Source organism: Pseudomonas sp. R37(2017), from assembly GCF_002113375.1.
Lineage (GTDB): Bacteria > Pseudomonadota > Gammaproteobacteria > Pseudomonadales > Pseudomonadaceae > Aquipseudomonas.
Window position 1 is genome coordinate 371,834 of record NZ_NEHO01000004.1, and the last position, 20,414, is coordinate 392,247.

At 60.1% G+C, this 20,414-nt stretch carries 21 protein-coding genes; 11 read left to right on the top strand and 10 right to left on the bottom strand.

Going from position 1 to position 20,414, the window contains the following annotated elements:
* Positions 1-117 precede the first annotated feature (117 nt).
* Complete coding sequence (gene ung / locus CAG47_RS09695) at positions 118-810, top strand: uracil-DNA glycosylase (RefSeq protein WP_085724659.1); 693 nt, start codon at positions 118-120, stop codon at positions 808-810.
* A 110-nt stretch (positions 811-920) separates the two neighbouring features.
* Here the strand turns inward: ung and CAG47_RS09700 are convergent, their stop codons facing one another.
* From CAG47_RS09700 to CAG47_RS09715, 4 genes are read right to left on the bottom strand one after another with little or no spacing between them, the layout of a single operon-like run.
* The gene (locus tag CAG47_RS09700; protein WP_085724660.1) at positions 921-1,955 is read right to left on the bottom strand and encodes an AbrB family transcriptional regulator; all 1,035 of its coding nucleotides are present in this window, start codon (positions 1,953-1,955) and stop codon (positions 921-923) included.
* Positions 1,948-3,462 (bottom strand): tripartite tricarboxylate transporter permease, encoded by a 1,515-nt coding sequence (locus CAG47_RS09705; RefSeq protein WP_085724661.1) that lies wholly within the window; start codon positions 3,460-3,462, stop codon positions 1,948-1,950. The genes CAG47_RS09700 and CAG47_RS09705 overlap by 8 nt, the downstream gene beginning before the upstream one ends.
* A gap of 1 nt (position 3,463) precedes the next feature.
* Positions 3,464-3,922, bottom strand: a complete 459-nt coding sequence (locus CAG47_RS09710) for a tripartite tricarboxylate transporter TctB family protein (protein WP_085724662.1) — start codon at positions 3,920-3,922, stop codon at positions 3,464-3,466.
* A gap of 58 nt (positions 3,923-3,980) precedes the next feature.
* Positions 3,981-4,958: a tripartite tricarboxylate transporter substrate binding protein gene (locus CAG47_RS09715; protein ID WP_085724663.1), complete on the bottom strand. Its 978-nt coding sequence runs from the start codon at positions 4,956-4,958 to the stop codon at positions 3,981-3,983.
* A 443-nt stretch (positions 4,959-5,401) separates the two neighbouring features.
* Here CAG47_RS09715 and CAG47_RS09720 point away from each other — a divergent pair, with 443 nt between their 5' ends.
* Together CAG47_RS09720 and CAG47_RS09725 are read left to right on the top strand one after the other, a co-directional pair.
* Positions 5,402-6,073 (top strand): response regulator, encoded by a 672-nt coding sequence (locus tag CAG47_RS09720; RefSeq protein ID WP_007979804.1) that lies wholly within the window; start codon positions 5,402-5,404, stop codon positions 6,071-6,073.
* Entirely contained in the window at positions 6,066-7,454 is a 1,389-nt protein-coding gene (locus tag CAG47_RS09725) for a sensor histidine kinase (protein WP_085724664.1), read from the top strand. Before CAG47_RS09720 ends, CAG47_RS09725 begins: the two co-directional genes overlap by 8 nt.
* A gap of 109 nt (positions 7,455-7,563) precedes the next feature.
* Here the strand turns inward: CAG47_RS09725 and CAG47_RS09730 are convergent, their stop codons facing one another.
* Positions 7,564-8,385 carry an HDOD domain-containing protein gene (locus CAG47_RS09730; RefSeq protein ID WP_085724665.1) on the bottom strand — a complete coding sequence of 274 codons (822 nt, stop codon included), beginning with the start codon at positions 8,383-8,385 and terminating at the stop codon, positions 7,564-7,566.
* Positions 8,386-8,411: 26 nt separating this feature from the next.
* A complete protein-coding gene (locus CAG47_RS09735) occupies positions 8,412-9,353 on the bottom strand; it encodes a folate-binding protein YgfZ (RefSeq protein ID WP_085724666.1) in 942 nt (313 codons plus the stop codon).
* A 149-nt stretch (positions 9,354-9,502) separates the two neighbouring features.
* On the opposite strand from CAG47_RS09735, the gene CAG47_RS09740 reads away from it, so the two are divergent.
* On the top strand, positions 9,503-9,757 hold the full coding sequence (locus tag CAG47_RS09740; RefSeq protein WP_007979797.1) for a succinate dehydrogenase assembly factor 2: 255 nt from the start codon (positions 9,503-9,505) through the stop codon (positions 9,755-9,757).
* Complete coding sequence (locus CAG47_RS09745; RefSeq protein ID WP_085724667.1) at positions 9,741-10,193, top strand: protein YgfX; 453 nt, start codon at positions 9,741-9,743, stop codon at positions 10,191-10,193. Before CAG47_RS09740 ends, CAG47_RS09745 begins: the two co-directional genes overlap by 17 nt.
* On the opposite strand, the gene nadB is transcribed toward CAG47_RS09745, so the two are convergent.
* Complete coding sequence (gene nadB / locus CAG47_RS09750; RefSeq protein ID WP_085724668.1) at positions 10,162-11,778, bottom strand: L-aspartate oxidase; 1,617 nt, start codon at positions 11,776-11,778, stop codon at positions 10,162-10,164. The two genes, CAG47_RS09745 and nadB, sit on opposite strands and share 32 nt — an antisense overlap.
* 553 nt (positions 11,779-12,331) lie before the next feature.
* Between nadB and rpoE the strand changes: the two genes are divergently transcribed.
* The 4 genes from rpoE (at position 12,332) to CAG47_RS09775 (ending at position 16,107) form a co-directional block, all read left to right on the top strand.
* Positions 12,332-12,913 carry an RNA polymerase sigma factor RpoE gene (gene rpoE / locus CAG47_RS09755; RefSeq protein WP_003172477.1) on the top strand — a complete coding sequence of 194 codons (582 nt, stop codon included), beginning with the start codon at positions 12,332-12,334 and terminating at the stop codon, positions 12,911-12,913.
* Between the two features lie 32 nt (positions 12,914-12,945).
* Complete coding sequence (locus tag CAG47_RS09760) at positions 12,946-13,533, top strand: sigma-E factor negative regulatory protein (protein ID WP_085724669.1); 588 nt, start codon at positions 12,946-12,948, stop codon at positions 13,531-13,533.
* Positions 13,534-13,541: 8 nt separating this feature from the next.
* Positions 13,542-14,501 (top strand): MucB/RseB C-terminal domain-containing protein, encoded by a 960-nt coding sequence (locus CAG47_RS09765; protein ID WP_085724670.1) that lies wholly within the window; start codon positions 13,542-13,544, stop codon positions 14,499-14,501.
* A 178-nt stretch (positions 14,502-14,679) separates the two neighbouring features.
* Positions 14,680-16,107: a DegQ family serine endoprotease gene (locus CAG47_RS09775; RefSeq protein ID WP_085724672.1), complete on the top strand. Its 1,428-nt coding sequence runs from the start codon at positions 14,680-14,682 to the stop codon at positions 16,105-16,107.
* Positions 16,108-16,184: 77 nt separating this feature from the next.
* Here the strand turns inward: CAG47_RS09775 and CAG47_RS09780 are convergent, their stop codons facing one another.
* Complete coding sequence (locus CAG47_RS09780; protein ID WP_085724673.1) at positions 16,185-17,618, bottom strand: M48 family metalloprotease; 1,434 nt, start codon at positions 17,616-17,618, stop codon at positions 16,185-16,187.
* Positions 17,619-17,716: 98 nt separating this feature from the next.
* On the opposite strand from CAG47_RS09780, the gene CAG47_RS09785 reads away from it, so the two are divergent.
* Together CAG47_RS09785 and CAG47_RS09790 are read left to right on the top strand one after the other, a co-directional pair.
* Positions 17,717-17,956 carry a sulfurtransferase TusA family protein gene (locus tag CAG47_RS09785; protein WP_007984748.1) on the top strand — a complete coding sequence of 80 codons (240 nt, stop codon included), beginning with the start codon at positions 17,717-17,719 and terminating at the stop codon, positions 17,954-17,956.
* Between the two features lie 31 nt (positions 17,957-17,987).
* Entirely contained in the window at positions 17,988-19,058 is a 1,071-nt protein-coding gene (locus tag CAG47_RS09790; protein ID WP_085724674.1) for an AI-2E family transporter, read from the top strand.
* Positions 19,059-19,194: 136 nt separating this feature from the next.
* Here the strand turns inward: CAG47_RS09790 and CAG47_RS09795 are convergent, their stop codons facing one another.
* The gene (locus tag CAG47_RS09795) at positions 19,195-19,668 is read right to left on the bottom strand and encodes a peroxiredoxin (protein WP_085724675.1); all 474 of its coding nucleotides are present in this window, start codon (positions 19,666-19,668) and stop codon (positions 19,195-19,197) included.
* A gap of 10 nt (positions 19,669-19,678) precedes the next feature.
* Positions 19,679-20,239 carry a glycine cleavage system protein R gene (locus CAG47_RS09800; protein ID WP_007979776.1) on the bottom strand — a complete coding sequence of 187 codons (561 nt, stop codon included), beginning with the start codon at positions 20,237-20,239 and terminating at the stop codon, positions 19,679-19,681.
* Between the last annotated feature and the right edge of the window lie 175 nt (positions 20,240-20,414).

The window sequence follows — 20,414 nt, forward strand, 5'->3', positions numbered from 1 at the left end:
GAATTTGAGGGTTAAGTATGATCGCTGTGTGGGAAAGTGCCGGATCCGCGTCAGATCAATTGACAAGCGTGATGCGCTTTCCTAGGGTTCGCCCCATTGTTTTTGCCGGATGTAACCATGACTGCTGACGACCGTATCAAACTCGAACCGAGCTGGAAGGAGGCCCTGCGTGCCGAATTCGACCAGCCCTACATGGCAGAGTTGCGAAACTTCCTGCAACAGGAGCGGGCGGCCGGCAAGGAGATCTATCCGCCGGGGCCGATGATTTTCAACGCGCTCAATTCCACACCTCTGGACAAGGTCAAGGTGGTGATCCTCGGTCAGGATCCTTATCACGGCCCGGGCCAGGCCCATGGCTTGTGCTTCTCGGTGCAACCCGGCGTGCCGGCGCCGCCGTCGCTGGTGAACATCTATAAAGAACTCAAGCGCGACCTGAACATCGACATCCCCAACCACGGCTACCTGCAGAGCTGGGCCGACCAGGGCGTGTTGATGCTCAACACCACCATGACCGTCGAGCGCGCCAATGCCAATGCGCACAAGGACAAGGGCTGGCAGTTTTTCACCGATCGGGTCATTGAAGTGGTCAGCCAGCAGCAGCCGCACCTGGTGTTCATGCTGTGGGGCGCCCATGCCCAGAGCAAACAGAAGCTGATCGATGCCACCAAGCACCTGGTGTTGACCTCGGTGCACCCGTCACCGCTGTCGGCCTATCGCGGCTTCCTCGGTTGCGGGCACTTCAGCCGGACCAACAAGTTTCTGGAGCAGAATGGCGAGACACCGATCGAGTGGCGGTTGCCGCCGGTTTAAGCGTTGATTTCGAGGGCCTCTTCGCGAGCAGGCTCGCTCCCACAGAGAATTTGCGGTGTTCACAAATCCCCTGTAGGAGCGAGCCTGCTCGCGATGAAGTCGACTCGGTCTTACTCCGGATCGCGGTTCCAGTACTTGAACAACGGCTCCGCCAGAAACAGTACGAACAACAGGCGCATCACCTGCATCGCCGTCACCAGCGGCACCGACAGTTGCAGGGTTTCCGCCGTCAGGCTCATCTCGGCAATACCGCCGGGCATCATGCCCAACGTCAGTGAACGCAGATCCAGGTGGGTCAGTGCACTCAATCCCAGTGCCGCCACCGTGGCGATCAGCATGGTCAACACCGTGGCGATCAAGGTACGGCCCATGAACGATGGCGCACGCCGGAAAAACTGCCGGTTGAAGTGACAGCCCAGACCGCTGCCGATCAGCCACTGGCCGATCTGGCTGCCGCCGTTGGGCAAGCCGATGTGCAAATCCCAGCCGATACTGACTGCCGCACTGACCAGCAAAGGCCCGAACAGCCAGGGGTTGGGTTGACGCAGGCGTTCCCAGATCCAGGCCGCCAATGCGCCAGCAGGAAACAGTAGCGCCAGCCAGCGCCAATCGATGCTGCCTGCGTGGGAAATCGGTGTACCGTCGCCCAACAGATACTTGAAGGCTGCCGGTACGCACAGCACGACGACCAACACCCGCAAACTCTGCCCCGCCGCCACACGGCTGAGCACCGCGCCATTGCGGGCGCCGAGGTTGACCATCTCCCCGGAACCACCGGGCATGCTGGAAAAGAACGCTGTGGCGCGATCTTCACCGGTGCGGCGCATCAACCACACGCCGACCACCGCCGACAGGCTGGTGACCAACGCACCGAAGAAGATCAGGCCGAAATGACTCAGCACCTGCTCCATCACCAGCGGGGTGAAGTGCAGGCCAATGCCGATACCGACGATCCACTGGCCGCACTTGCGGCCGCCAGGGATTTCGGCCAATTGCCAGGGTGTCAGGCAGCGCACGAGGATGATCGCCAGCAACGAGCCGACCATCCACGGCAGAGGCCAGCCGACCTGGCTGGCGAGATAACCGCCCAGCAGGCCGACCAGCGGGGTTCCCCACCAGAGTTTAAAGGTGGGCCGATCAGACATCGGCGATAGCGCGTTGAGCGGCCGAACGTTTGCGCCAGATGCGAATAAGCGGCATCAGTAGCATGATCGCCGTGAGCACCCAGCAACCGAAGGTGATCGGGCTCGACCAGAGGATTTCCAGTGCACCGTTGGAAATCGACAGGGCGCGGCGCAGGTTTTGTTCCATCAATCCTCCGAGGATGAAGCCCAGCAATACGGGGGACAGCGGGAAGTCCAGCTTGCGCAGGATATAACCGAAGATGCCGATGCCGATCATCAGGAACAGGTCGAACGTTGTCGCGTGAACCGCGTAGACGCCGATCCCGGTAATGATGGCGATCACCGGCACCAGTGCCCAGTTCGGTACGGCGAGGATACGGGTGAAGATGCGGATCATCGGAATGTTGAGGATCACCAGCATCACGTTGGCGATGAACAACGAGGCGATCAGGCCCCAGACGATGTCCGGTTGCTGTTGGAACAGCAGCGGGCCGGGGGTGATGTTGTACAGCGACAGCGCGCCAATCATCACCGCCGTGGTGCCCGAACCTGGAACGCCAAGGGTCAGCATCGGTACCAGCGCACCGCAAGCTGCGCCACCGATGGCGGTTTCCGGAGCCGCGAGGCCGCGCATGTCGCCCTGGCCGAAAGTACCCTTGGCACCCGCCATGCGTTTTTCGGTCATGTAGGCTACGGCACTGGCCAGGGTCGCGCCGGCACCCGGCAACACGCCCATGATGAAACCCAGTACGCCGCAACGGATGTTCACCACGAACACCGACGCCGCTTCCTTGAAGTTGAACATCATCCGGCCGGTGGCTTTCACCGCTTCCTGGCCGTGGTGGGTTTTTTCCAGCAGCAGGAGGATTTCGCTGATGGAGAACAGGCCCAGTACCAGCACGACGAACTGGATGCCGTCGGTCAGGTGAACGTTGTCCCCGGTGAAGCGATACACGCCGCTGTTGGCGTCGATGCCGACGGTCGACAGGAACAGGCCGATCAGCGCCGCGATGAATGTCTTCAGCGGACGGTCACCGGCCATGCCGCCAAGGCAGACAATTGCAAATACCATCAGTACGAAATATTCCGCCGGGCCGAAGGCAATCGCCCATTTCGCCAGCAGTGGGGCGAACAGCACCATGCCGCAGGTCGCGATAAACGCACCGATGAACGAGCTCCATGCCGACAGCGACAGTGCTACACCAGCCAGGCCTTTGCGGGCCATCGGGTAACCGTCGAGGGTGGTCATCACGGTGGACGCTTCGCCCGGGATGTTCAGCAGGATCGAGCTGATCCGGCCGCCGTATTCGCAACCCAGGTACACCGCCGCCAGCAGGATCAGTGCCGACTCCGGTGGCAGGCCGAGGGCAAATGCGATCGGGATCAACAGTGCCACGCCGTTGATCGGCCCCAGGCCCGGCAACAGGCCGACCACGGTGCCGATCAGGGTGCCGCTCAGCGCGGTCACCAGGTTGTACGGGCTCAGCGCGACGCCGAAACCCTGACCCAAATAGCCAAGAGTATCCATATCAGTTCTCCAGAACGTCGAGCACGCCAAGTGGCAGCGGCACGTCCATCAACTTGTCGAACAGCAGGTAGAGGCCGACGGCCATCAGGCTGATGATCACGATGCTTGGTACCCAGCGTCCGCCATACAGACGGGCCATGGGCACGCCGATCAAGATGCTGGCGACGATGAAACCCAAAGGTTCGAAAGTACCGGCGAACACCAGCAACAGCACTACGCAGATGCCGATCTTGGTCAGGGTTTCGCGGTCCAGTGGCGGCTCGTCAGCACTGTGCTTGATCGGTGTCGGACGGAACACCATGTACAACAGCGCCGAACCCATCAGGCCAAGCATCAACAGTGGAAAGGCCCGAGGCCCCACCGGTTCGTAGGAAAAAGCCGCTTGGTACGGCCACGCCATCAATGCCAGGCCGAGACAGGCCAGCAACAGCACCGAGGCGAAAATGCGTTGTAAGAGCATGAGAAACTCCTGTGCCGCGACTCCACCGCGCGGAGTCGCAGCCGCTAGACAGGGGCGATCACTGGATCAGGCCGAACTCTTTGGCCAGCACTTTGTAGTCGGCGACTTGCTTCTTCACATAGGTGTCCAGTTCCGGGCCGGTCATGGCGAACGGGAACAGCTCACGCTGGTCGCGCAGCTTGGCGAACTCCGGTGAAGCCAGCAGTTTGTCGAAGGAGTCTTTCCACCAGGCATAGTCTTCGTCGCTGACTTTTGGCCCGAGGTAGAAGCCGCGCACCACCGGCCAGACGATGTCATAGCCTTGCTCGCGAGCGGTCGGGATGTCCTTCATTTCCGGCTCGTCCAAACGCTTGTCGGAGAACACCGCCAATAAACGCATGTCACCGCTGAGAATGTGCGGCATGGAGTCGGAAATGTCGGTGCTGCCAACCTGGATATGGCCGCCGAGCAGGGCGGTGGCGATCTCGCCGCCACCTTCGAGGGCCACGTAACGCAGGTCGCGCGGGTTGATCCCGGCGGCCTTGGCGATCAAGGCTGTCTGCATCCAGTCCTGGCTGCCGACGGTGCCGCCGGAACCGATCACCACTTTGCTCGGATCTTTCTTCAGCGCCTGGACGAGATCGTCGAGGTTCTTGTAGGGCGAATCGCTTTTCACGGCGATGGCGCCGTAGCTGGTGCCGACGGCGGCGAGCCAGCGCACGTTGCTTTCATCGAAACGACCGAACTTGCCCTGGGCCAGGTTCAGCAGCGAACCACTGGACCAGGCCACCAGGGTGCCGGCATCGGCCGGACGCTGGGCGACCACCGCGTTGTACGCCACCGCGCCGACACCACCGGGCATGTAGGTCACGCGCATCGGTTTGGTCAGCAGCTTTTCGTTGACCAGCGCGCTTTGCGCCAGTTTGCAGGTCAGGTCGAAACCACCGCCGGGCGAAGCCGGGGCGATGCATTCCGGGCGTTTTGGCTCGGCCATGAGTTGGCCGGCGAACAGCACACAGCTGGCGGCGAGGGCGAAACGGCGCATTGATCGACTCATTTTTGTCTCCATTGGAGTTTTTGTTTTTGGGGATGATTCAGGTGCGACGATTTCGCACGGTGCTGGCGCGTTCGAATCCGTACGGACTGGACGACGGGCAGCCGGCTTCGGCGCTGGCAAGCGTAAACATCGGGGAGCGAGAGAAGGGGCGGGGCGGGCAAGCCTGAAGCTGTGTCGACAGCATGGTGCAATACCTCGGTTATTGTTCTTATTGGCGAAAACGCTTCGAGGCGTTTTTCGGTAGTTACATGTCAAGGCACGTTTTCAAAACTACGATTCGATGGTCGGCAGTCGAAACCATCCGTAGGCTGACTCTAACGACCCAACCTTTCGCTAACCTTTCAGCGGGCTTTCACGGTTTTTCGGGCTTCACAGCGCCGATTGCGGCTGTAAACTCCGCGCCAAAGAATGGCGTCGGCCACCCCTGAACGAGGTAAAGATCCATGCGTGTCCTGCTCGTCGAAGACCATTTGCAGCTCGCCGAAAGCGTTGCCCAGGCGCTCAAGAGCACCGGGCTGACCGTGGACGTCCTGCACGATGGCGTGGCTGCCGACCTGGCGCTGGGCAGCGAGGAATACGCCATGGCGATCCTCGACGTCGGCTTGCCACGCATGGATGGTTTCGAAGTGCTGGCGCGACTGCGGGCACGGGGCAAGAACCTGCCGGTGTTGATGCTGACCGCCCGCAGCGACGTCAAGGACCGGGTCCACGGCCTGAACCTCGGCGCCGACGATTACCTGGCCAAGCCGTTCGAACTGACCGAACTCGAAGCCAGGGTCAAAGCCTTGCTGCGCCGCAGTGTGCTGGGCGGTGAGCGGATTCAGCGTTGCGGTGTGCTGGCCTATGACCTGGAAACCCGGCGCTTCACCCTCGGCGAAGAATTGCTGACCCTGACTTCCCGCGAACAGGCCGTGCTCGAAGCCCTGATCGCGCGCCCCGGTCGGGTGATGAGCAAGGAGCAACTGGCGTCGCAAGTATTCGGTCTCGATGAGGAAGCCAGCCCTGATGCGATCGAAATCTACGTGCACCGCCTGCGCAAGAAACTCGATGGCCAGCCGGTCGCCATCGTGACCTTCCGTGGCCTCGGTTACTTGCTGGAAAGCCGCGATGCATAAGCCCAGCAGCCTGCGCTGGCGGTTGCTGTGGAACCTGGCGCTGTTGCTGGTGGTGTTGATGCTGGCCAGTGGTTTGAGCGCCTACTGGAACGGTCGCGAAGCCGCCGACACGGCTTATGACCGTACCTTGCTGGCCTCGGCGCGAACCATCGCCGCCGGCGTCTCCCAGCGCGACGGTTCCCTGAGCGCCGACGTTCCTTACGTCGCCCTCGATACGTTTGCCTACGACAGCGCCGGGCGCATTTTCTACCTGGTCAACGACATCAATCAGAAGCTGATTTCCGGTTACGAAAACCTCCCCGCGCCACCGCCGGGAACGCCGCGCACCGATGACTATCCAGCGCTGGCACGGTTCTACAATGCCCAGTACCGCGGGCAGAACGTGCGCGTGGTGAGTCTGCTCAAGCCGGTGAGTGAGCCGAACATGAACGGCATGGCGGAAATCCGCGTGGCGGAAACCGATGAAGCGCGCGTCAGCATGGCCCGCAGTCTGGCGGCTGACACCCTGCTGCGCCTGGGCATGCTGGCCATCGGTGCGTTGATGCTGGTGTGGTTTGCGGTGAGTGCCGCGCTGCGTCCGCTGGAGCGCTTGCGCACGGCGGTGGAGGAGCGTCAGCCGGACGATCTGCGCCCCTTGCCGTTGGTCGAGGTGCAGCGCGAATTGTGGCCGCTGGTGCGCGCGCTCAATCACTTTACCGAGCGCTTGCGTGGGCAGTTCGAGAAGCAGGCGCAATTCATTGCCGATGCCGCCCATGAATTGCGCACACCACTGGCGGCGCTCAAGGCGCGGCTGGAACTGGGCATGCGCTCGGCCGAACCCGATACCTGGCGCAGTACGCTGGAGACCGCCGCCCAGGGCACTGATCGCTTGACCCATCTGGCCAATCAGTTGCTTTCCCTGGCGCGGGTCGAAAACGGCGCGCGGGCGATTGCCGAGGGTGGAGCACAGTTACTCGACCTGAGCCAATTGGCTCGGGAGCTGGGCATGGCCATGGCGCCACTGGCCTACAAGCGCGGAATCGCACTGGCGTTGGAAGCCGATGAGCCCGTCTGGTTGCGGGGCGAACCGACGCTTTTGAACGAGTTGCTGAGCAATCTGGTGGACAACGCACTGGCTCACACGCCGCCGGGTGGCAACGTGATTCTGCGGGTCGCGGCGCCCGCCGTACTGGAAGTCGAAGATGATGGCCCCGGCATTCCTCTTGAGGAGCGCGATCGGGTGTTCGAGCGCTTTTACCGGCGCAACCAGCAGGTGGCCGGATCGGGGTTGGGATTGGCGATCGTCGGCGAGATCTGCCGCGCGCATCTGGCGCAGATCAGCCTGCACGACGGTGAGCACGCCGGGTTGAAGGTGCGGGTGAGTTTTGTAGCCGGAGAGTAATGGCGCTTGTTCTGGCCCCATCGCAAGCAGGCTCGCACATCGGATCTATGCAGCGCCACAACCCCCTGTAGGAGCGAGCCTGCTCGCGATGGGGCGATGCGGTTCTGGATCAGTAGAACATCGTGCGTGTTTCTTCCAGGTCGGCGCGCGTCGCCTCGTCGTCAAAATCGATTCCGAGCGTCCTGAAGGCCGGTACATTCAAGGCATCGAGACTGGCGAGCGGATGTTCGGTATCCCGCAGGCAATACAGGCTGGCTACCTGCACCAGATCCACATAGTCGACCTGCGCAGATTGGCGCTTGAAGTTCAGGTACAGCCGCGGCACTTGCACCAGCATGTCGGGGAACTCCCAGACCCTGAGCAGTTTTTCGCCAATCAGTGGATGAATCCGGTCGATCACATGGTTGAGGCTGACCGGATCGGACAGCAGCTCATAGTGATCTTCGGCGTAAGTCAGGATCGGCAGCACGCCGATCTGATGCACCAGCCCGCCAAGGGCGGCCTGGTCAGGCTTGAGCCGGGTGTAACTGCGACACAGGGCATAGCTGACGCCGGCGATTTCCAGGCTTTTGCGCCAGACCTCGCGCATCTTCTGTTCCACCACGTCGGAACGGGCATGGAAAATCTGCTCCATGACCAGGCCGATCGCCAGATTGCAGCTGTAGTTGATGCCCAGGCGAGTGATCGCGGTATGCAGGTCGGTCACTTCCTGAGTCGCGCGCAACAGCGGGCTGTTGACCACTTTGATCAGGCGTGCCGACAGCGCGGCATCTCGACCGATCACTTTGCTCAGGGTGCTGACGCTGACTTCCGGATTTTCCGCGGCCTTGCGAATCTGCAGGGCCACTTCCGGTAACGTTGGCAGAACCAGGTCATCGTTGTTGATGGCCTCAACCAAATCCTGTTGGACCTTTTCCGCCAGCTCGCTCATTTAGTCTCTCTAGCCAAGTGCTGCCGTTATTGCTGGATTTCGCGATCGCGGTCCAGTTCATAAGGCAGGTCGAGCAACTGCAAGGACGGCCCTTCGAGGGCGCCCAGGTGGATGTCTCCACTTTCTGCTGCTTCGGCTTGCAACACAGCCAGGAGTTCAACGTTTTGCCCGGTGCGGGCCGCCAGCACCACTTCGCCGATGGAGCTGCCGTGGGTCGGGGAAAACAGCTCGATACCCGGTTCAGGCAACTCGCTGGCAGCCAGTTGCAGGCGATACAGGCGGCGCTTGAGTTTGCCCAGGTACTGCATCCGCGCGACGATTTCCTGCCCGGTGTAGCAACCTTTCTTGAAGCTCACGCCGCCGACCGCTTGCAGGTTGAGCATCTGCGGGATGAACAGCTCGCGGGTGCCAGGCATGACCTGGCCGATCCCTGCGCGTACCTGGCCCAGCAGCCATTGATTCAGATCAGTCTCGCTCAGCACCGTCGACAGCTTGCCTTTGACCGCATCGGCTTGATCCGCGGCGACCCACAACTCGGCGCGTTGCGGTGAGACACGGATGGCGATCAGCCCAGCGTGGCGCACGACGCTGTCGGTTTCTGCCGGCAGGGCCAGGCCGAGGCTGGCCAGTGCAGCGTCGCCATGCTCGATGCCGAAGCGGGTCCAGGCAGCACTTTCATCGGTCAGTTTCGACTTGGAAAACACCGCGTATTTCTTCAGGTCCGCCAGTTGCGGTTCGAGCAACTCGGTGGCCATGGCCAGGACCACGCCGTCCCCTTCGAGCAGGATGCGAAAACTCGACTGCATCCGGCCTTTTTGCGTGCAGCGCGCCCCAAGGCTGGCCCGGGTTTCGCTCAAGTAATTGAGGTTGCAAGTCAGTTGGCCTTGCAGGAATTTGCTGGCGTCCGCGCCGCGGACCGCGAGAACGCCTTCATGAGAAAGGGTGCAGAAAAAAGCAGAATCGGCCATGGGTCATCGCAGGGTAAAGAGTCTGGCGGACATCATAAGGGGGCGCCTTCGAAATGGGTAGTTCACAAAAGATCACCGGTGCCCGACCAAAGCCGACTGTTCGATGAAGCGCGGGCCTGTATACTTGCGGCCTATTTGAGGAGCGCTCCATGGTCGAAGATGTTGAACTGAACCGCCTCTTTTGGCACAGCCGCCGTGGCATGCTTGAGCTTGACGTATTACTGGTGCCGTTCACGAAAGAGGTTTACGCAACGCTCAACGAGGTGGATCGCGCGTTGTACGTCCGACTGCTGACGTGTGAGGATCAGGATATGTTCGGCTGGTTCATGGAACGCAGCGAATCGGAAGATCCTGAACTGCAACGCATGGTTCGCATGATCCTGGATCGTGTCCAACCCAAGTAACGGGTTCGAATGCCGCTGGCATGCCTCTCGGCAGTTGCTGGCGGCGTATCTTCTGGCCCAGCTGTTCGCGTTGGGCTCATTGCTTTTACTTTCAATTCCACTCTGGGCCAGCTTGCTCGGCATTGTGCTGTGCGTGGCTCACGGTTTTTGGTCGCTGCCCCGGCAGATCTTGCTGACACACCCACAGGCCTTTTGCGGCTTGCGGCGCGATGCCGATGGTTGGCAGCTTTGGTGTCGGGCGAAAGGTTGGCAGCCCGTACAGTTGCGACCGGACAGCCTGGCATTGCCATTGATTGTGGTGCTGCGTTTTCGTCTGCGTGGGGAACGCCGGGTCAGGGCCATTTGCGTGCCCCGGGATGCGCAGGCGGCGGACGTACACCGACGCCTGCGGGTCCGGCTCAAATTCAGCCGACGTAGGTGGGCGGCATCAGAATAGTGTCCAGCGCGACGGGCAACATGTCCGGGTAGTCGAGGGTGTAATGCAGGCCACGGCTTTCCTTGCGCTCCATGGCTGACAGAATCATCAGCTCGGCCACTTGGGCCAGGTTGCGCAGTTCGATCAAATCCCGGCTGACCTTGTAGTTACTGTAGAACTCGTCGATTTCATCCAGCAACAGTTGCACGCGGTGTTGCGCCCGCTGCAGACGCTTGTTGGTGCGCACGATGCCGACGTAGTCCCACATGAATCGTCGCAACTCATCCCAGTTGTGCGCAATGATCACGTCTTCATCGGAGTCGGTCACCTGGCTCGCATCCCAGGCGGGGAGGGCGGCGGGCATCGGAACCCGGGGCAACTGTTCGATAATGTCCGCAGCCGCCGAGCGGGCGTAAACGAAGCATTCGAGCAGCGAGTTGCTGGCCATGCGGTTGGCGCCGTGCAGGCCGGTGAAACTGGTTTCGCCAATGGCGTACAGCCCCGGCACATCGGTACGGCCCTGTTGATCGACCATTACGCCGCCGCAGGTGTAGTGCGCCGCCGGAACCACCGGGATCGGTTGCCTGGTGATGTCGATGGAGAATTCCAGGCAGCGTTCGTACATCGTCGGGAAGTGCGTCTTGATAAAAGTCTCAGGCTTGTGGCTGATGTCCAGATAGACGCAGTCGATGCCCAGGCGCTTCATTTCATGGTCGATGGCCCGGGCGACGATGTCCCGTGGCGCCAACTCGGCCCGTGGATCGAAGCGCTGCATGAAGCGCTCGCCATTGGGCAGCTTCAGGTGGGCACCTTCGCCTCGCAAGGCTTCGGTGATCAGGAAACTCTTGGCTTGCGGGTGATACAGGCAAGTAGGGTGGAACTGGTTGAATTCCAGGTTCGCTACCCGGCAGCCCGAGCGCCAGGCCATGGCGATGCCATCGCCGCAGGCACCGTCAGGGTTACTGGTGTACAGGTAAACCTTGGCCGCGCCACCGGAGGCGAGGATCACGAAACGGGCACCATAAGTATCGACTTCGCCGGTGCCGCGGTTGAGCACATAGGCACCGAGGCAGCGATCACCTTCCAGGCCCAGGCGTTTCTCCGTGATCAGGTCAACCGCTACCCGCTGTTCCAGCAGTTCGATGTTCGGTCGCTTCCTGGCCTGATCGAGCAGGGTCGTGAAAATGGCGGCGCCCGTGGCGTCGGCGGCGTGGATGATACGCCGGTGGCTGTGACCACCCTCGCGGGTCAAGTGGAACTCGAATCCGCCGTCTTCGTTACTCGACTGTTCATCGCGGGTAAAGGGCACGCCCTGGTCGATCAGCCATTGAATCGCTTCCTTGCTGTGCTCGACGGTGAAGCGCACCGCGTCCTCGTGGCACAGGCCGCCGCCGGCATTGAGCGTGTCATCGACATGGGATTCCACGGTATCGGTGTCATCCAGCACGGCTGCAACGCCGCCCTGGGCCCAGAAAGTCGAGCCATTGGCGAGGTTGCCCTTGCTCAGAACGGCAATGCGCAAATGACCTGGCAAGGTCAGCGCAAGGCTCAAGCCGGCAGCGCCGCTGCCAATTACCAGAACATCGTGTTGAAACTGTTGGCTCATTTCAGGATTCCGCTCAAAGCGACCCGGTTCGGGGGTGGCGCAGCTGGATTGGCGAGTCAGCTCAGCCGTACAGCCTACTAGTATATAGAGGGGGGGAGCGGCACAATACCCGAGCTGGCATGGCATTGTGAAACTACTGTGACGCAAAATATCGGGCGCTTCGTCGGATGTTTTTCTGCCCGTTGGGCGCGAAAATGGCTGTATCGGCGATTTAACAGTCTTTTTCCCGTCACGGTTGCACAATGTCGCTTCGGCACAGCTATAAAATGTTTGGAACTTTTGCCAAAGGGCCAAGATCAATAGACGGATGCCTGAAACAAGGGACAGTGTCGGCTTCAGTACGGGATCGCAGTGCGATTCTTGCCGAAGAGTCCGATGACAAGATTATTCGCGCAGCCGGGTCACCTCGCGCTGCGCTTTTCGTGCGTGCCAAATCAGAGCCCGCAGGAAACTTGCCTGGAGGGGGAGAACTTTTGCGAAAAGCCCGAGTCTATGTTTGCAAGTCTGGTGGTTTACTTCTGCAAGCCTCCTCCGAGCTCATCGAGGAGTGTTCATGCTAACCCAGGAAGAGGATCAGCAACTGGTCGAGCGCGTTCAACGCGGCGACAAGCGTGCTTTCGATCTGCTAGTGCTGAAATACCAGCACAAAATTCTCGGGTTGATCGTGCGTTTCGTGCACGACACCCATGAAGCCCAGGATGTGGCACAAGAAGCCTTTATCAAGGCGTACCGTGCACTTGGAAATTTTCGCGGAGACAGCGCGTTTTATACGTGGCTTTACCGCATCGCCATCAACACGGCGAAAAACTATCTGGTTTCACGCGGCCGTCGGCCGCCGGATAGCGATGTCAGTTCCGAGGATGCAGAGTTCTATGATGGCGATCATGGCCTCAAGGATCTCGAGTCGCCTGAACGGGCTTTGCTGCGGGATGAGATCGAAGGCACCGTCCATCGAACCATTCAGCAACTGCCGGAAGATTTGCGTACGGCATTAACTTTACGTGAGTTTGATGGTCTGAGTTACGAGGACATTGCGAGCGTCATGCAATGTCCGGTAGGCACCGTGCGCTCCCGGATCTTCCGCGCCCGGGAGGCCATCGATAAAGCCCTGCAGCCGTTGTTGCAGGAAAACTAACAGACAGCGGCGACAGCCAAGAGAGGAACGCCATGAGTCGTGAAGCCCTGCAGGAATCGCTGTCCGCAGTGATGGATAACGAAGCGGACGAATTGGAATTGCGTCGGGTATTGAATGCCTGCGACGATGTTGAAACCCGTGAAACCTGGGCTCGTTATCAGATCGCTCGGGCCGTGATGCACAAGGACCTGCTGCTTCCACGTCTGGACATCGCTGCGGCTGTTTCTGCTGCCCTGGCTGACGAAGCCGTACCGGCAAAAGCTTCCCGCGGTCCATGGCGCAGCCTGGGTCGTCTGGCGGTCGCGGCTTCCGTGACCCTGGCGGTGCTGGCCGGTGTGCGTCTGTACAACCAGGATGAGATCGCCGGTGTCGAACTCGCCCAGCAATCCAGTCAGCCCGCCCTGGCCGTTCCTCAAGTAAAAGGCCCTGCTGTTCTGGCAGGCTACAATGAGAGTTCGGAAGCTACTGGCCCAATGGCCAATGGCGTTTTGCAAGGTCAGCCAGGCTGGCACGATCAGCGTCTGCCAGGTTACTTGCGCCAACATGCTCAACAGGCTGCACTGAAAGGCACTGAGAGCGCTCTGCCTTACGCTCGTGCCGCAAGTCTGGAAAACCGTTAAGGAGGACCATGCGCGCCATACCTCTACTTTCGCTTCTGCTCAGCGGCTGGTTCATCGTTCCAGCCCAGGCCGATGATGCCCAGGACTGGTTGATCCGCCTCGGCCAGGCAGAGCAGCAGCAAAGCTTTCAGGGTACTTTCGTCTACGAGCGTAACGGTAGTTTTTCTACCCATAACATCTGGCACCGCGTCCAGGATGGAAAGGTCCGCGAGCGATTGATCCAGCTCGACGGCTCCGCTCAGGAAGTCGTTCGTATTGATGGGCGTACTCAATGCGTCAGTGGCACGTTGATAGCAGGGTTGGGGGATTCTCCCAACTCCGCTGCCCGTGCACTCGATCCTCAAAAGCTCAAGAATTGGTATGACCTTGCCGTCATCGGCAAGTCGCGTGTCGCCGGGCGTCCGGCGGTAGTGGTAACGCTGACACCCCGCGATCAACACCGCTACGGTTTTGAACTGCATCTGGATAAAGAAACCGGCCTGCCTCTGAAGTCCCTGCTGTTGGACGACAAGGGGCGGTTGCTGGAGCGCTTCCAGTTCACGCGGATGGATACAGCTGACGCTCCTTCCGAAAACGACCTGCAGGCCAGTAACGATTGCAAGCCAGTCAATCTCGACAGTGACAAGGCCTCTGCCGTCAAGTCTGCCCAGACCTGGCGCTCCGACTGGTTGCCGCCCGGCTTCGAACTGACCAGCAGCACCGCGCGCAAGGATCCAGAGACCAAAACCCAGATCAATAGCCTGATGTATGACGATGGCCTGGCGCGTTTTTCGGTATTCCTTGAGCCGTTGAATGGCGCAACCGTCACCGACACCCGTACTCAGTTGGGGCCGACTGTTGCGGTCTCCCGGCGCTTGACCACGGCACAGGGTGAAATGATGGTGACCGTCGTCGGCGAGATACCGGTCGGTACCGCTGAACGAATAGCGCTATCGATGCGTACCGACGCAGCTGCAACCAAGCAGTGAGTCAAATTCGAAATGTTTCGTGAGCATTTCAATTTGCAAAAAGTCCTTAAATTTTTTATAGGTCAGAGCCCCTCGGCTCTGGCCTAGTTTGTTGTTCCCGGAACAAAAATACCGGCGTATTGTTCCCGGTGTTCCTTGCTCCATATCGCTTAACCATGCTCGTCGTAACGGGAGCCGTATGTCGATACCACGCTTGAAGTCCTACCTTTCCATTATTGCCACCGTGCTGGTGCTCGGTCAGGCGGTCACCGCCCAAGCGGTCGAATTGCCTGACTTTACGCAACTGGTCGAACAGGCTTCGCCTGCGGTCGTGAACATCAGCACCACGCAAAAGCTGCCGGATCGCAAGGTCAGTCAGCAGCAGATGCCCGACCTCGAAGGCTTGCCGCCAATGCTGCGCGAGTTCTTCGAACGGGGCATGCCACCGCAATCGCGCTCACCTCGCGACCGTCAGCGTGAGGCAACTTCCCTGGGCTCGGGTTTCATCATCTCTACTGATGGCTACATCCTGACCAACAACCACGTGATCGCCGATGCTGATGAAATCCTCGTTCGTCTGGCTGATCGCAGCGAAATGAAAGCCAAGCTCATCGGTACCGATCCACGTTCCGACGTGGCGCTGCTGAAAATCGAAGGCAAGGATCTGCCGGTGCTCAAGCTCGGTAAATCCCAGGACCTGAAGGCCGGTCAATGGGTTGTCGCGATCGGTTCGCCATTCGGTTTTGACCACACCGTGACCCAAGGCATCGTCAGTGCCGTCGGTCGTAGCCTGCCGAACGAAAACTATGTGCCGTTCATCCAGACTGACGTGCCGATCAACCCGGGTAACTCGGGCGGTCCGCTGTTCAACCTGAACGGTGAGGTGGTCGGGATCAACTCGCAGATCTATACCCGTTCCGGCGGTTTCATGGGTGTGTCGTTCGCAATCCCGATCGATGTGGCCATGGATGTTTCCAATCAGCTGAAATCCGGTGGCAAGGTCAGCCGTGGCTGGCTGGGTGTCGTGATTCAGGAAGTGAGCAAGGACCTGGCCGAGTCGTTCGGGCTGGAGAAGCCGGCCGGTGCGCTGGTTGCCCAGATCCAGGATGATGGTCCGGCTGCCAAGGGCGGGCTGCAGGTTGGCGACGTGATCCTGAGCATGAACAGTCAGCCAATCGTTATGTCGGCCGACCTGCCGCATCTTGTTGGCGCATTGAAGGCTGGCGCCAAGGCCAATCTGGAAGTGATTCGTGACGGCAAGCGCAAGAACGTCGAATTGACGGTCGGCGCGATTCCGGACGAAGACAAGGACCTGGATGCAATGCCAAAATCCAGCATCGAGCGCAGCAGCAATCGCCTCGGGGTTTCCGTGGTCGAGCTGACGGATGAGCAAAAGAAAACATACGACCTCAAAGGGGGTGTGCTGATCAAGGAAGTGCAGGACGGCCCTGCCGCCATGATCGGTCTGCAGCCAGGTGACGTGATCACTCACCTGAACAACCAGGCCATCGGTTCCACCAAGGAGTTCGCGGACATCGCCAAGGCGCTGCCAAAGAACCGCTCGGTGTCGATGCGGGTGCTGCGCCAGGGTCGTGCGAGTTTCATCACCTTCAAACTGGCTGAGTAATCCGGTTGTTGGCTGAATAAAAAACCGCCTCGCAAGAGGCGGTTTTTTTTTGTCCGGGCTTTTTGTCCCCGAGGGCGTCAGCCCATCATGTCCTTGATCATGCGCTCCTGCTCCATCAGCTCGCGTTGCCGCGCGTCGATCCGTGAAGACAGCGGGAAGTTGCTGCCTGCCTTGCGTTTGGCGAAGTCCAATTGCTGTATGGCCTGTTTGTAGTCTCCGACCAACGCAAAATACTCGGCGCGAGCCTGGTGCAGGCCGATGATGTTGCCCGACAGGCCGCGCGTTTCGGCCACCTGATACCACACGTCCGGATCATCCGGGCGCGACTTGAGCAGGCCTTCGAGGGCTTTCTCCGCATCCGCTGTGCGGTTTTGCTTGAGCAGCAGGTCGACGCGCACCTGGTTCAGCGGGTAGTTGCCAGGGTACTGGCTCATCAAGCGATCAACCCGGGACTGGGCGTCCGCCAGGCGATTGTTGGTGATATCCAGATCGACCTGAGCCAGGTTGTAGATGATTTCGTTGGGTGACTTGGCCAGCAATTGCTTGAGGTTTTCCCGTGCTTCGTTCAGTTGACCGCCCTTGATCTGGGCGATCGCCAGGCCGTAGCGTGCCACGTCGTTTTTCGGGTTCTCGTCGAGCTGGGCGCGGAAGCGCTTGGCGCCGAGCCCCGGGGTTTCCTCGTAGATCAGTTGTACCCGTGCGCGGATCAGTTGGTAGCGCATGCTGTCTTCGATGCCGCCCGTTGGAAACTGTTCGGCGCGGTTGCGGGTGTCGGCGATACGCGATTCGGTGACCGGGTGAGTCAGCAGGAATTCCGGCGGCTTGGCATCGTAGCGGTACTGGCGCCCCAGGCGCTCGAACATGGTTGGCATCGAGCGGGGGTCGTAACCGGCCTTTTCCAGATTGAGGATGCCGATACGGTCGGCTTCCTGCTCGTTCTGGCGGGAGAATCGCCGCTGTTCCTGGATGGCGGCGGCCTGTGTACCGGCAATGGCGGCGATCCCGGCGTCACCGCCACCAGCGGCTGCTACCACAATACCCGCCAGCAATGCAGCCATCATCGGCACTTGCATGCGTTGCTGCGCTTCGACGCCACGGGCAAAGTGGCGCTGCGACAAGTGAGCCAATTCGTGGGCCATTACCGAGGCATATTCGCCTTCGGTCTGGGCGTTGAGGAACAAACCACCATTGACCCCGACGATCCCGCCCGGCGCCGCGAAGGCGTTGAGCTGCGGGCTGTTGATCAGGATGAACTCAAGACGCCGGTCGGTGACCTGGCTGGTCTCCAGCAGTCGGTAAACGCTCGATTCCACGTAATCCTTGAGCTGCGGATCGTTGAGCTGCGAAACCTGACTGCGCAACATGGCCAGCCAGGCGCGACCGAGCTCGTATTCCTGTTGGGGCGAGACAATGGCAGAACTGGCGTCGCCGAGTGACGGCAAGTCGTCGGCGAAGCCCGGTGAGGCGAGCAGGCAAGCGAGCGTCAGCAGGGTAGGGCGCAAAAATGTCATGCACAAAGCCTTAGTCGACAAAGACCTTACTGTAGCCGGACACCGGCGTTGCGACCAGATATTCTAAGCAACTCAACCACCTGACCCGGAGTGATGCAATGACCGACGCTGTAGAGCATGACGTTGAACTGGACGCCAGCGGCCTGAACTGCCCGCTGCCGTTGCTCAAGGCCAAGATGGAACTCAACCGCCTGGCCAGCGGCGCCGTGCTCAAGGTCATCGCCACCGATGCAGGTTCACAGCGCGACTTTCGCACCTTTGCCCGATTGGCCGGTCATACCCTGCTTCGTGAAGAAGAAGACGCCGGTGTTTACCGCTACTGGTTGAAAAAAGCCTGAAATTGGCTGCGTTTGCCCCTAAGGATTATTGATGTTCAAAGTGTTGCGTGACTGGATTCAGCGCTATTTTTCCGATGAAGAAGCGGTGGTGCTGGCTGTCCTGCTGATTCTGGCGTTCACCGCTGTCCTGACCCTGGGCGGCATGCTGGCACCTGTGCTTGCCGGGATGGTGCTGGCGTACCTGATGCAGGGGCTGGTGGTGACCCTTGAACGCCTGCGGGTACCGGGTGGGGTCGCGGTAGGGTTGGTCTTTGCGTTGTTCATGGGGTTGTTGCTGGTATTTATTGTGATTGTCGTGCCACTGCTCTGGCATCAGATGATCACCCTGTTCAACGAGTTGCCTGGCATGCTCGCCAAGTGGCAGTCACTGTTGTTGTTGCTGCCTGAACGCTATCCGCATCTGGTATCCGATGAGCAGGTGCTGCAAATCATCGAATTGGCGCGGGGCGAAATCGGCAAGTTTGGTCAGTGGGCGCTGACGTTTTCGCTGTCGAGCCTGCCATTGCTGGTGAACATCATGATCTACCTGGTGCTGGTGCCGATCCTGGTGTTTTTCTTCCTCAAGGATCGGCTCATGATCGGTCAGTGGGTGCGCGGTTACCTGCCCCGTGAGCGGGCGCTGATTACCCGGGTCGCTCATGAAATGAACCGGCAGATCGCCAACTACATTCGCGGCAAAGTCATCGAGATATTCATTTGTGGTGGTGTGACCTACATCGCCTTTGTTGTTCTTGAACTCAACTACGCGGCGCTGCTGGCATTGCTGGTGGGGATTTCGGTGGTGGTGCCTTACGTCGGCGCCGTCGTGGTGACTGTGCCCGTGTTTCTGATTGCGCTGTTCCAGTGGGGCTGGAGCGATCAGTTCATCTACTTGATGGCGGTCTACGGGATCATCCAGACGCTGGATGGCAACGTGCTGGTGCCTTTGCTGTTCTCGGAGGCGGTTAACCTGCACCCGGTGGCGATCATTTGCGCGGTGCTGCTGTTTGGCGGGTTGTGGGGGTTCTGGGGGGTATTCTTTGCGATTCCCCTGGCGACGCTGTTCAAGGCTGTGCTGGACGCCTGGCCGCGCAAGGAGCCGGAGGTGGCGCCGCTGCTTTAGCGGTCAGCCTTCTGTTTTCAGTGAGGTGGATGGCCTCTTCGCGAGCAGGCTCGCTCCCACAGAGATTTGTGCCGAGTACAAAACCAATGTGGGGCTGAGCCTGCTCGGGAAGGCGTCTAGGCAGACGCCAGATACATCAGGCCTTGTTCAGCGCCTGAGCCGCAGCCAAAACCGCATCCACATGCCCCGGTACCTTCACCCCGCGCCATTCCTGACGCAGCACGCCTTTGGCATCGATCAGAAACGTGCTGCGATCCACGCCCATGTATTCCTTGCCGTAGAGCTTTTTCAGTTTGATCACGTCGAACAGCTGGCAGATGGCTTCGTCCTTGTCGCTGATCAGCTCAAAGGGGAACTCCTGCTTGCATTTGAAGTTCTCGTGGGATTTAAGGCTGTCGCGAGACACGCCGAACACTTCGGTATTGGCGGCCTTGAAGGCGGTGTACTGGTCACGAAAGCCCTGGCCTTCGGTCGTGCAGCCCGGCGTGCTGTCCTTGGGGTAGAAGTAGATCACTACCTGCTTGCCCTTCAGGCCAGCGAGGCTGACGGTCTGCCCGCTGGTGGCGGGGGCTTCGAAATCGGCAACCGGTTGGTCGATGGCAACGGCCATGAAAACTTCCTTACATTGGGTTCTGTGGGCGCCAGGGTTCGATCAGGGCATCCAGGTTCAGTGCGTCGGCAAAATCCAGGAACTGATCGCGTAGCCAACTGATCTGCACGCCGGCCGGCAAGGTCACGGTAAACGTGGCGTTGAGCATGGTGCCGCCGGTCTGCGGGGCCTGATAGGTGTCGCAGGTCAGGTTTTCCAGTTCGACATTGTGGTCCATGAAGAACTGGCACAGTTCGTTGATGATGTCCGAGCGGTAGGCCGAGCTGACATAAGCGACATATGGCAGGGCCTGGGGACGGTTTTCCAGGGCGGCGCTGCGGACCACGTTGACCGTGAACGCATGACGCTTGGCCAGCACTGGCAGGCTGCCTTCCAGGCGCGCCAGGGCATCCCAGCTGCCGGAGATTTCCAGCACCAGTGCACTGCATTCGCCATGGCGGGTCAGGCGAGAGGTGACAACGGCGCAGCGGTTTTCATGGCTGGCGCGGCACAGGACGTTGGTCAGCTCCATGGGGTTGGCGCCGAGGGCACTGATGACAAGGAATTGTTCGCGAACTGTGGGGGTGGACATGCAGCATTCCTAAAGCGATGAGCGGTCGGTACGTCAATGGGCTGATTGGCCGGGAGCGAGCCTGCGTATGCGAACTCAGAAAGCCCCGAGTGACAGGTTGCAACGAGCTCCGGCAAGGCGGGAGCGAGACGTGGCAAGGCTGGATCAGGACTTGTGATGCCGAAAATGGAGGCTG